At 37.7% G+C, this 11,502-nt stretch carries 13 protein-coding genes; 5 read left to right on the forward strand and 8 right to left on the reverse strand.

From position 1 onward, the window contains the following. Positions 1-310: transposase (locus G564_RS0115425; RefSeq protein WP_029038028.1), on the forward strand; the 310-nt coding region annotated here is incomplete at its 5' end. On the opposite strand, the gene G564_RS0115430 is transcribed toward G564_RS0115425, so the two are convergent. The 3 genes from G564_RS0115430 to G564_RS0115440 form a co-directional block, all read right to left on the reverse strand. Beyond that, positions 285-1,304 carry a hypothetical protein gene (locus G564_RS0115430; RefSeq protein ID WP_029038448.1) on the reverse strand — a complete coding sequence of 340 codons (1,020 nt, stop codon included), beginning with the start codon at positions 1,302-1,304 and terminating at the stop codon, positions 285-287. The two genes, G564_RS0115425 and G564_RS0115430, sit on opposite strands and share 26 nt — an antisense overlap. A gap of 422 nt (positions 1,305-1,726) precedes the next feature. Next, positions 1,727-3,064: a ferredoxin reductase family protein gene (locus tag G564_RS0115435; RefSeq protein ID WP_029038449.1), complete on the reverse strand. Its 1,338-nt coding sequence runs from the start codon at positions 3,062-3,064 to the stop codon at positions 1,727-1,729. Between the two features lie 430 nt (positions 3,065-3,494). Beyond that, on the reverse strand, positions 3,495-4,577 hold the full coding sequence (locus tag G564_RS0115440) for a sensor histidine kinase (RefSeq protein ID WP_029038450.1): 1,083 nt from the start codon (positions 4,575-4,577) through the stop codon (positions 3,495-3,497). A 497-nt stretch (positions 4,578-5,074) separates the two neighbouring features. Between G564_RS0115440 and G564_RS0115450 the strand changes: the two genes are divergently transcribed. After that, positions 5,075-5,293, forward strand: coding sequence for a hypothetical protein (locus G564_RS0115450; protein ID WP_029038452.1), 219 nt, complete (start codon positions 5,075-5,077; stop codon positions 5,291-5,293). A gap of 103 nt (positions 5,294-5,396) precedes the next feature. On the opposite strand, the gene G564_RS0115455 is transcribed toward G564_RS0115450, so the two are convergent. The 3 genes from G564_RS0115455 to G564_RS0115465 all read right to left on the reverse strand — a co-directional run bounded on the left by G564_RS0115455 (position 5,397) and on the right by G564_RS0115465 (position 8,327). Then, positions 5,397-6,692 (reverse strand): paraquat-inducible protein A, encoded by a 1,296-nt coding sequence (locus G564_RS0115455; protein ID WP_051205539.1) that lies wholly within the window; start codon positions 6,690-6,692, stop codon positions 5,397-5,399. A 243-nt stretch (positions 6,693-6,935) separates the two neighbouring features. Then, positions 6,936-7,298, reverse strand: coding sequence for a DUF2200 domain-containing protein (locus G564_RS0115460; RefSeq protein WP_029038454.1), 363 nt, complete (start codon positions 7,296-7,298; stop codon positions 6,936-6,938). 405 nt (positions 7,299-7,703) lie between these two features. Then, the gene (locus G564_RS0115465) at positions 7,704-8,327 is read right to left on the reverse strand and encodes a class I SAM-dependent methyltransferase (RefSeq protein ID WP_029038455.1); all 624 of its coding nucleotides are present in this window, start codon (positions 8,325-8,327) and stop codon (positions 7,704-7,706) included. Between the two features lie 360 nt (positions 8,328-8,687). On the opposite strand from G564_RS0115465, the gene G564_RS0115470 reads away from it, so the two are divergent. Then, positions 8,688-8,894 (forward strand): dodecin family protein, encoded by a 207-nt coding sequence (locus G564_RS0115470; RefSeq protein ID WP_029038456.1) that lies wholly within the window; start codon positions 8,688-8,690, stop codon positions 8,892-8,894. Between the two features lie 143 nt (positions 8,895-9,037). On the opposite strand, the gene G564_RS20385 is transcribed toward G564_RS0115470, so the two are convergent. Beyond that, the gene (locus tag G564_RS20385) at positions 9,038-9,175 is read right to left on the reverse strand and encodes a hypothetical protein (RefSeq protein ID WP_156879265.1); all 138 of its coding nucleotides are present in this window, start codon (positions 9,173-9,175) and stop codon (positions 9,038-9,040) included. A 120-nt stretch (positions 9,176-9,295) separates the two neighbouring features. Here G564_RS20385 and G564_RS19465 point away from each other — a divergent pair, with 120 nt between their 5' ends. Both G564_RS19465 and G564_RS0115480 read left to right on the forward strand, forming a co-directional pair. Further along, on the forward strand, positions 9,296-9,664 hold the full coding sequence (locus G564_RS19465) for a hemerythrin domain-containing protein (protein ID WP_051205540.1): 369 nt from the start codon (positions 9,296-9,298) through the stop codon (positions 9,662-9,664). Positions 9,665-9,768: 104 nt separating this feature from the next. Next, positions 9,769-10,572, forward strand: coding sequence for a universal stress protein (locus tag G564_RS0115480; RefSeq protein WP_029038457.1), 804 nt, complete (start codon positions 9,769-9,771; stop codon positions 10,570-10,572). Between the two features lie 139 nt (positions 10,573-10,711). On the opposite strand, the gene G564_RS0115485 is transcribed toward G564_RS0115480, so the two are convergent. Next, positions 10,712-11,152, reverse strand: coding sequence for a universal stress protein (locus G564_RS0115485; RefSeq protein WP_029038458.1), 441 nt, complete (start codon positions 11,150-11,152; stop codon positions 10,712-10,714). Positions 11,153-11,502: the final 350 nt, after the last annotated feature.

Below are 11,502 nucleotides of genomic sequence, written 5' to 3' on the forward strand. Positions count from 1 at the left end.
GCGTAAATTTGCTTGTCATATAGGTGTAGCTCCTTTTTCTTTTCATTCGGGAACAAGTCAAAGATCAAAAAATAAAGTGTCTCACAGAGCAAATAAAAAGCTTAAAACACTTTTCCATATGGCTGCCTTGTCAGCAATAAAAATGAAGGGTGAGCTCAGGGATTATTTTGAAAGAAAAATAGCAGAAGGAAAGAACAAAATGACTGTTGTTAATGCTGTAAGAGCAAAATTAATTAACAGGATCTTCGCCTTAATTAGAGAAAACAGGCAATATGAAAAATCCCTTAATTTAACCTTGGTTTATCCATAAGAATATCGGGGCTTACTATTTCTGTTATCTCAAAATTTCCGGAGGAAGGTTTAAATTTAAAAAGATGGATTTTACCACCCGAACCAACAAGCTCTGCAAATTCCCCTGCGTCTGAATTAAAGAATGTTTTATGAGAGAAATTAAGGGCTGAAATTCGGGGTGTGTCCTCCAGTTCCCGGATGGTACCCGTTTGAATATTGTAAGTTACCGGCCTTACTTCTGCCATGTAATCTGAATTGGCTACAGGTGAAAAACCAAAAATGGAATTGGCACTCCCACTATTTCCAAGATTTGTAAAGCCTGTATCAATACCGGAGACCGGAACCACTTTAAAAGAATTTTGATCCAGATCAATTTCCAGCAGATTTGGATTCCACTGGCTGCCTCTAAATCCAACTGCATATAATTTTTGCCCTACCAGACTTGTGGAATAGACATTTGTATAAGCTTCTGTAGCTAAATCAATATCAGGTGTAGTGGTTATTTCGAAGTTTTCGGGATCTATCCGTACAACCTTTATAGGTTTGTTGTTTCCGGACTGTTCTATGTCCTCTCTGGTAATCCCAACGAGGTTTTGATTTTCTTCATCCCAGTCCAGGGAGATCAGAGCCGTGTTGTCTCCAAACTCTGCAGGGAAATCCAGAACAGCAGACCTGGTGTTAGCAGTTAGCTTATCCCACGCATACAGAACCCCCCTTGGAGGATCAAAATAATGCTCATAGATGTAGATTTTCGAACTTGATGAGGTGATGGAATTGAACATGACATTAAATTCAACTCCCGGTATTTTGCCCAGCATACTTACCTTGCCGGTTTGATCCCCAATGCTAAATAGCGTGCCGTCATTCCTTAAAGCGATATAATTATAGCTGTCCATGACTTCTTCAGGCTTTTCGGTGCCTTTTTCTTCCGGCGTAACTTCATCTTCAGAACATGAAAAGAGGGAAAGGAGTAAAGCCAGCATGAGGAGGGGCTTTGAAATTTTTAGTTGCATAATGTCATTTTTGAGAAGTATGAAAATAGATAATAAATTTTAGATTATGACATAAAAAAGTGGTCAGTGTTCAGTGGTCAGAATTTTATCATACAATTTATGATATACATTATTCATTAGACCTTATATCTTCCAAAGTAAGTCGGGAGAGACAGTATTGTTAGCCCGGGAGGTTGAATTTCCGAAGTTAGAAGTACGAGGTATTTTTAAAAAGTGGGCAGTGTTCAGTGCTCAGTGCTCAAAAATTTTATTATACAATTTATAATATACATTATTCATTAGACCTATACTTCCAAGGTAAGTCCCGGAGGGACGAAATATTGCCAGCCCGGGATTTTATGCCCGGTGATCATAATCAAAGCATACTCGTCGTTAGGAGAATTTAATGGATAGTTTATGGTCAGGAAACTAAATCTATAATTTTAGTTAAAGTCGAAATCTTCAAAGTGTATTTGTTTTTTGGGCACTTTTAATTGGTTCAGTTGTTTTAAAATGGCTTTTCTCATATTTTTCGGTCCGCAAATAAAGATCTCTTTTTTCTGTATTTCAGGTAAGTCGCCGGCTTTGAAAAAACCATTCTGTTCTTCACTAATTACCTGTACATGAAATCCCGGTAATCTTTTTTCCAAATTCATAAAGACCTCCATGTGAGTTGCAGAATTCACATTCTTTACGCAGTAGTAAAGTTTGGCCCTTATATATTCATTGGGATTGTTGAACAGGTAGTTCGCCCAGCCAAGAAAAGGTGCAATTCCAACGCCACCTCCTATCCATACCTGCTCTCTTTTGGTAGTCCTGAAATTAAATTTCCCATAAGGACCTTCGAGCAAAGCGGGTATTCCGGGTTTTATGATTTTGTTCAAAAGGTTCGTGTAATCCCCCAGAGCCTTTACCATGATCTTTATTCTTCCATCTTCGGTCTCATCACAAATGGTAAAAGGATGACTTTCTGCCGAAAGATCTTCAGAAAGAAAAGTAAAGAAATAAAATTGTCCGGGTATAATATCTTCAGCTTTACTTTTTGGCTGTAGTTCTATCTCAACAATGTTGGCATTCAGCCTTCGAACCTCTGTAACTAAAAACCTGCTTTTCTTTTTTACCAGATCAAAAAATACCGATTTATAAAGCCACGCAGATATTCCTCCCACTGAAAGCAATGCCAGATAAATTCTTAAACCGGGATTTACGGAAAAGGAAATGCCCTGAAAATAGAAATGGGCTACTCCCAAAACAAAGAAAAATCCCATGAATTTATGGGAAATCTTCCATTTATCGTAAGGGATTTTTATTACCAGAGTAAAGATAATTAGGACGAGCATGCCCCATAGCGCCCAACTGCCCAGATCTATTTCCACCCGACGGTGGAGGGGGAGCAGATACCACAAAGCCTTGGTTAAATCTTCGGGAACCCACCTTAGGGCCAGAAGAACCGGATGTGCTACTAAAAAAATAGCGGCCGATTTCCCCATAGAAAGATGCATTTTATAAACCTTGTCTAAACCTCCGAACAAGTCTTCCAGAAATCTTAGTCTGGAGGTTAAAATCAAACTTAATGAGAACAAGGAGAATCCAATAAGGCTTGAAAGCTGACTGGCATATATGAAGAAAGGTTTAAAATTATGCCGTACAGTAGTTTCGGGATAAGAGATGATCCACAGAGGGATAACAATAAAAACAATTCCCCAGATAATAAAAGGGCCGGGTGGTCTTCTGGTTAATGCTCTATCCCGGTGTTCTGAAATGAGTGCATAGGAGGACATATCATTTTAATTAGTGATTGTATGGGAGAAATTGGTAGCATCAAAGACTATTTTCAGACTTATTTCGGGAGTTAAGAAAGAAGTATCACAGTTATTGTGTTCGATGGTCGTAACCCCATTAAATTTACGACAAAAAAAAGTTGTGACAGATTTTGTAAGGCAGCAATTAACCAGATTTCACACCCTATTCCTTATGCCTTTAAAACCAATCTCCCGGAGACCATATATCGGTAGCCCGGGAAGATAGACTTACGAAGTTATAAGTACGAGAAAAAGTGGGCAGTTCCCAGTTTTAAGTGGGCAGTACTAAAGTTGTCGGTTGTCAGTTGTCAGTAAGAGAGGTGTGGAGTCACAAGGCCTCTAAGGGTGAACCGTAGTAAATGAGAAATTAAACATTATACACTATTCAATATTTAATTTGTCAGAGCCTTTATACAGGAAAATAAACCGAAAAAGTAGAACCTTTTCCAAGCTGACTCTCTACCTCTATACTACCACCATTGTTTTCCATAATACGTTTGATGATATAAAGACCCATTCCTGTACCTTCAATCTTGTGGGAAACCCGGGTAGACCTTTTAAAGATAGCCTCCTGGTGCTCCTCTGCAATGCCAATACCGTTATCCTTTACCTGCAAGAGTACGTGATCATCATTTCTTACCGTGGAGAGCTGTATCTTTAATGGCTTATCTGCTTTTTTGTACTTGATGGAATTGCGCAGCAGGTTGTATAAGATACTTCTTAAATTGTTTCTGGAGAAAATAATTTCTGAAGTTTGAAAGTCTGTACTAATTGTAATTCCCTTGTTAAAGATTTCAGATTTTAAAGAAATGATGACATCCTGCGCAATATTCTCAATATTTACCCGGATTGGTTCGCCTTCAAGTTCAGGCTGTTCTTCACTTTCAGCTATAAAATCTTTAACCAGCTCCCTCATGGCGTTAGAGCTGGATTTTAAAGTATCGATGTATTTTATGAACTGCGGGGTATTTTGTTTATGATACGCATTTAATAAGGCGTCAGAAAGTAATACAATAGCAGAAAGTGGCTGCCTTATATCATGAGAAAGGGCATCTAATAGCGTATTGTATTCAGAATTTAACTTCTCTAGTTCCCCAATGGTTTTTATTCGTTTGGTAATGTCTACAAAGGTAATTATAACCCCGTTGGTCCTGTTTTCCTTAAAAACCGTGTAGGGGAGGATATTCATCTGAAACCATTTCTCATCTGTAGTCTGCACTTCCTTTTCGAGTATCTCTCCGGTCTCAATGACTTCGTTAATATTTTCAATCAAAGTGGGAAAACGAAAGTTATCCTTTACATCACGTATATCTCTGTTGATATCTTCATCTGTAAGAGAAAACTGTTTCATCGCAGGAGGTGTAAATTTCTTCAGGATGAGATTGCCATCAATGAAAAGCTGCGGAATTATTGTATTGGCGAAGTAATTTTCGAGATCCTGGTTTTTCTTTTTATTTGCTTTGGGAACATTTTTTTTAACTACTTCAGACATATGGTATTAATCGTTTTTAATTTTATGAAAGATAGGCATTTAATTTGTTTTATTTAAGATGCCTGATATCGCAAGAGAAAATAAAATATGTTTTTTAGTTTCAAATACCCGATCCAATTTGAGAGCGAGTTCATTTTTATGATTCTTGAAAAACTATCTGTGGATCGTAACTGAATTAAAGTCTCTAAAATGCCATTAAAAAGAGTTATTTATAAGGGACAGAGGAGAGAGAAAATAGTGATCAATGGTCACTGTTCAGTGCTCAGTACCTCCCCCGCTGAAACAGCAGGATTACTGCGGAATATGACTGTAGAAGATTTTGTGCGGACAGCAAAAAAAGCCCCAGCGGGGCGAAATATAGGTAGCCCGGGGTGCAGCCCCGGGATCAAAAAACACCCCCTCCACAAAGAGCCCCGGAGGGGCGACATATTTGCGATTGCAGTTACATCATTATGTTTAGTCATATGATAGTTAAATACGATTGAAAAAAGTTTAAAATGAAAAGTAAAAAGTTGAGAGTAGAAGATGGGAAGCGGAAAGTGGACAGAAGAAAGATGAGAGAAGCACCAAATTCCAAATTCCAGGGAGTCAGTTGGCAAAAAAAGTTAATGGTTAATAGGATTACTAAACTCCACAAGGTCAAACTGAGAACCGGAACCCCTTATACAATATTCAGTATCTATCAAAAAGATATCCGTGAATCCGTGGCTAATTAGAATGGTCCTTAAAATGCAATTTAAAAGAGGTGTCCATATAGGACCAAAGACAGTTGATCATTCATTATTCAATATTCATTATTCATTATTCATTACTAAATATTTAATATTCATTTTTATCCTTGCCGGTTATCTTTTTCAGAATTGTGGAAAGGCTGAGGCTAAAAAGGACAAAGGCAATGAAGATGATGAACCCCGGCTGCAATGAGGTCTTATTGGTTGAGATGCTAACCAGCGTTTCAGTCTCCATGTCAAGATTCGAAAGCTGATTATCCAGTATTCCCTGGAAACCTATATAGGCCATGAAAATTGCAATCACATACACATCTGCCATGCTCCACTTCCCCGATTTAAAAGTGAAGAATCTAAGGATCTTGTTCTTTCTCAGTTTAGCACCTCCGGCAAGATAGATTTGGGTAGATAATAACTTTGCCAGGGGAAAAACTATACTAAAGACAAGGATAAGTAGTCCCACGAAAAAGGAATCCAGCTTTCCTGTATCAAATAATATCCCAATCACCTGCAGTATGCTTTTACTTTGGAAAAAAATAACCTGATCGTTAAAAGTGATCTGCTCTCCAATGATTAGGAAATTCACCTGCTGGAACCGGGCATCTATCTCTATCATTGGGGCTGTGAGTCCGGCAAAAAGGACAATTAGGGCCACCAGAACCGAAGTGATAAATAAAAGGGTGTGCAGGGAATTTTGGTTTCTAAGCAGCCACCACAGGATTAAAAAAGCTATGATCACTCCAAGTAAAATATAGGTGTGGTTATAAGTTTTTCTTTCCAGTTCGAGCAGTTCTTCAGATGCTTTTAAATTAAATTCTTCAAGGTTTGCTGCATCATACCGATATAACAACTCATTAAGTCGTATCACCGCGGCCAGAGAGTTTGCGTGGGTCATATCGCTGTATTCCTGCAGTTTGCTTTTTATGACGTACTTAAGAGCTTCCTTGTTTTCAGGTTTTTGAATTTCATCTACTATAGTCTGGGCAAACATGGGTACAAGAGCCCTGATCTTTTCCTCGGGCACCAGAGTTCTAACTGCAAATTTGCGGAGCTTACCCTTTAGGGTTTTTTGTTTGAGGTTCATTAGGCTGTCACCCTTATCGATTCCGGCAGTCAGAATATTCTCCACCTGAAACACCAGTGTGTCTTCCTGTTCGGCGGTGAATTCAAATTCATCGATCCGGTTAAGGAGCATATTGGTGAGGTGATCCCTCCAGATGTTTACCGAAAGAATTCCGTGGGTAATGCTATTAAGTTCACTGAAATCTTTTTTGATCTGGGCTGCTTCTGAAGAATATTTATAGACCAGGAAACTGCTCCATCCCGAGATGACAAGCAGACCACCGGTAAAGATTATCAGAAGAAGGCGCTGTAGAGTTTTTGACATCACTTATTGGAGTTGCACTAAATGTACTCCTTTTAAGCGGATAAAAAATGCGCCTGATTTACACCTGAAAATATCGAAAAGCAGAAGCACCAGGTTGTAGATAGTTAATAGTTATTAGTTAATAGTTAATAGTTAGTAGGAATCGAATACATCAAGGACAATCGTGAACAGATTTCAAAATTATATTCCGGTACTAAAATACAGCAGGAACATAGTAAACCGTATTCAGTATTTTTTGTAGAATTAGCTCCGCAGGATCTTTTCCATTTTCCTGCCTTTAGCCAGTTCGTCCACCAACTTATCCAGATATCTGACTTTTTTCGTCAGCGGATTTTCAATTTCCTCTATTCTGTACCCGCAAATCACGCCGGTAATAAGATGCGCATGGGGGTTGAGGGAAGCTTTGTCAAAAAAGGTTTCAAAAGTGACGTTTTGATCGATCATTTCCCGGAGCTGTTTTTCATCAAAGCCGGTCAACCACTCAATAACCTGATGCAATTCTGCTTTTGTTCTACCTTTCTTCTCTACTTTGGTGACATAATGAGGATAAACAGAGGCAAATGTGAGATTTGCCATTCTTTCGTCATGAGATGCGGAAGTACTCATTGATTTTTAAAGAAAGATATAGGATTTGGTTTTAATGTCAAAATAAGTAGAGGACGATGTGCAGTGGGCAGAGAACAATTAATGAGTAGTTAATATTCACTATTTATGTATGGAGGAAACAGTGTGAAATAATCAGACAAAAGCTTGTAGGGATTCGCTTCTGTCAATAACCCGTTAACAAGTTTTTAAATGTAGGAATTTTTTGTTTTTATTTTTTGATTTTGTGGAAAAAAGTGAGTGAGCAGATACAAACTCTGTTATACCTTATTCCTTGTTCATTTTACCAAAAGGGACTCCTCCTTCGTCCTGATGACAAACCTTGATTGAAGTCTTTTACCGGGCTCTTGAAGCCGAAGCGGACTTTATTCTTAACCGGACATTAGGATACTCAATCCTGATCTATTTTTAATCATCAACCTTCAGCACAACAAGCCTCTTCTCGATTGCCAGACATTTAAAATCAAATTTCTTCCGGATAAATTCAAAAGTGGGTTCTGTATAAATGAAAACATGGGTAGGATCCTTCCTGTAGTACCAACTTTCAAACGGAATTTCTTCAGAATAGAGGTGGGTCATCATAATTAAAGCTCCTCCCGGCTTGAGCATTTTTCTTAATCTCCTGAATTCTTCCTGCGGATGGTAAAAATGCTCCACCACCTCACAGGCGAAGATATAGTCATAGGTTTCCTCCAGTACTTCAGGATGATTAGCAAAATATGGATCGTACTGCCTTATCTGATAATCCTGTTTTTTTAGCATTTCGGAAATTACAGGCCCTGTACCCGATCCAAAATCCAATCCTGAATGATGTGGTTTGAAATTGTTTAGAATATAATTTGTTATTGGGGAAGTGAAATTTTGGTAGTTAATATCATTGACATCATTGTTGTGAGTCAGATAGCGTTCTTTTTCCGCTGAAGTGTCCGGCCATAGTTCCCTGTCTTTTACCAAAGCCTCACATTGGGTGCAGTGGAAATAATGAGTATCTATCTTGAGGTTGAGGTCGTTCTTGCAAAGCGGGCAATCCATAAGTGCTAATTTAAAAAAGAAGATAATTTTCGGGAGCCGGATGGTTTCAAAAACAGTCCTACCGCTGAAAAGAACCTACAAAATAACATCGTTAGGAATTTGACATAAAAATTTATCCTGGCAGAAGGTAAAAGGATTTCTTCTAATTAGGAGTATGTCTAAAAATTTTAGAAATAAAATTATTCCAAAAATAACAAATTAAGATAGAGCGAGGCCAGGATGTTTCCAGATCAGGAACCCAGAATCTTAGACATTAAACAATCCATCTTACTCATTCAAAAGTTATGTTAATCATTTCCAGGGATTTAAGTTTTTAGCTATATTAAGGATGAATCACTGTTTAACCTTAAAAAACTAATTATGAGTATAGTAAAAGTTATAGAAGTAATAGGAACATCAGACAAGAGTTTTGATGATGCAACCCAGAACGTATTAATAGAAGCTTCGAAAAGCGTCAAAAATATTGAGTCTGTTTATATAAAAGAGATGAAGGCCAAGGTGAAGGATAACCAATATGTATCTTATGGTGTAAATGCAAAAGTATCCTTTGTTGTGGGAGAAATTTAGACTGGAATAAAGCCAGAGCTTTCATTAAGCGGCTATCTAAAAAGATTGGAACGTGTCATCCCTAATTTCCTTAGGGTTATCAATTACTGAATTTCAGGTCAATGATGGTCTGAAAAACAAGTTTGGAAAACACATTTTCAAGGCTATTTAGATGGCCTTTTTTTATGGACAAAATTCCAGATGATGGAACTATTGTCCAATTCATTTAATCTCCTTTCAATTACCTGCAGTAGCTGAATAATTTCCTCAAAATTTTTAAGATTGTATATGATTGTACTCATAATACAGCCTTGCCTGTTTGCAGATATTTGGGACTAACAGTTAGTTGTTAGCTATTCCGGAAAAATAAACTGAAGATCCATACTTCCGGTGTCTTTAGCTGCTTTTGAATTTAAATGAGGATGAATAAGAAATTATCAGATTCCGGCGCTTTAAAAATATTGAACGAGGAACATGATCATGTACTTCAGTTGTGTTCGAGGATTAGAAAAGGATTGATCCGAAATGTCGAGACAGCAAGGATAAGAAGATATGCCGACTGGTTTAAGGAAAATTATCTGGAGCCACATTTTGAAGCTGAAGAACAGTTGGTTTTCCCTCTTTTAGGTACTAATGTGAGGGTGAAAAGAGCTCTGGCAAACCACAGAAGAATAAATAAGTTGCTAAGTTGTAGCTGTGCCACCCCTCAAAAGCTGGAAGAGATAGAACGGAATTTTGAGGCACTTTCTTTTGATGATTCAGAATGGAGGGACCAATTCTGGCTGGAATAAAAATTTGCAGATGTAGTTGGATCAATAGTAAAAGGTTTAAAACTGATTTGTATCATTTTTACAGATGAAGGGTTGAACTATTTTCGGCCCTTAGAAGAAATGCTATGAATGTCCTTTTACTTTCAGACTTCTCAAAGGTGGCTATTAATGCTACCCTTTATGCTATGGATCTTCTACAGGACCAAAAGGTGAATTTTTATTTATTGAACATCTATGATCCCGATCCTGATTGTGAGGACAATCGGGAACATAAAAGAATTGCCACCCAGGCACGCTTAGAAGAACGGGTTCAAAAGTTAAAACAGAGATCCGCTACCGGTCTTCATAAAATTACAGGGCATTATTCTGAAGATACTTTAGTGAATGCGGCACGCAGGTTTGTAGATAACTACAGGATAGACCTAATTGTGATGGGAGCAGTGGGTCACGAACAGCGTCATACTACAATTCTGGGAAGACACACTTTTGAAATAATATATAAAATCAAGTGCAATATACTGGCAGTACCAGAGAATAGTAAGTTTAAAAGACCCGGGAAATTGCTAATGCCTCTTGATTACACTGCTTCTTTCAGCAGCAAAAATATTCGCTTTTTAAAAAATTCCGGGCTTTATCAGGGGACTGATCTCAATATCTGGGAAATATCAGGAGACGCAAAGATCGCGGATGAAGAGATTGCTGCAAAGAAGAATATATTCAGCAGCATTAATGATATTAAAGTGAAATTTTCCCCATTAATGGAATCTGCCGTTTATAATGCAAATACCTGGACAGAGGTTCAGAAAAAATTTGATCACATCATACTTCTGGGAAAGAATATCAGGATCTGCGATCGTCTCTTGCACAACCAACATGGTTTATATACTTCTGTTCCAAATCAAATTCCCATCCTTGTGCTACATGACTGAAACATGTTTTGAAAGGAGAGCCACGTTCTAGAATATCTTCCGGAAAAGGAAAACCTTTAAGTCAATTCAGATAACAAGACAGGTGTGAAAAGTAATCTCTGAATCTGACTGTAGGGAAATTCTGTGTTGTGATGAGCCTTTAAACTATTGGGACGGCTAAAAGCGGAATCTTTAATTCATCTACAAGATCTTTCTTCTTGTTGGAGGAGAAAAGTTCGTACAGGAAATCCTTTTTACGATGTCCGGCGATGACCAGGTCTATACCATATTCATCTACTTTTTGTTTTATAGCTTTGGCAACAGAGCCTTCAACTATAAAACCTTCTGCAGGAATACCATGATTCTCCTGAATTCCTTTAGCGCATTGTTTTACGAAAGTATCTTTTTTCTTTTGTTTTTCAGCTCTTTCATCAAATACGAATTGAGGTCCACTTTCCCGTGCCAGATAATCTTCCGGATTGGATTCGGTGACATGTGAAATCCAGATCTTTCCGTTAGTGAGTTTCGCCAGCTTTACTGCCTGGGCTATTAATTGATCAGCATGTTCACGATTTCCGAGCGCTATAAGTATATTCTTCATAAACAGATATTCAATAAAACTTAAATATAGCAAATAAAAACCGGTTCAAATAAAAAACACGAGCAGGTTCAGCCTTTGGACCAGGTATTATGTATATTTTTTAATTCAATAGAAAAACGAAAAATCTTATTATTGAAACTCTAATAATTGTATAAAGTCCGTTAATTCCTTTTAAAATATAACCGCAGAGGGATGAACATTTGTTATTTTCCAGACTAAATAGTAGCATATGAAAGCTGATGATCTTTATGAAGTACTTAAGCCAAATTTAAAAAGGCTTGGCAGGACCGAAAAAATCAAATTATATCACCAGATAATTTCTGAATCCCACCCTGCATATAGACTAAAGA

Source organism: Salinimicrobium xinjiangense DSM 19287, assembly GCF_000423585.1.
GTDB classification, from domain to species: domain Bacteria; phylum Bacteroidota; class Bacteroidia; order Flavobacteriales; family Flavobacteriaceae; genus Salinimicrobium; species Salinimicrobium xinjiangense.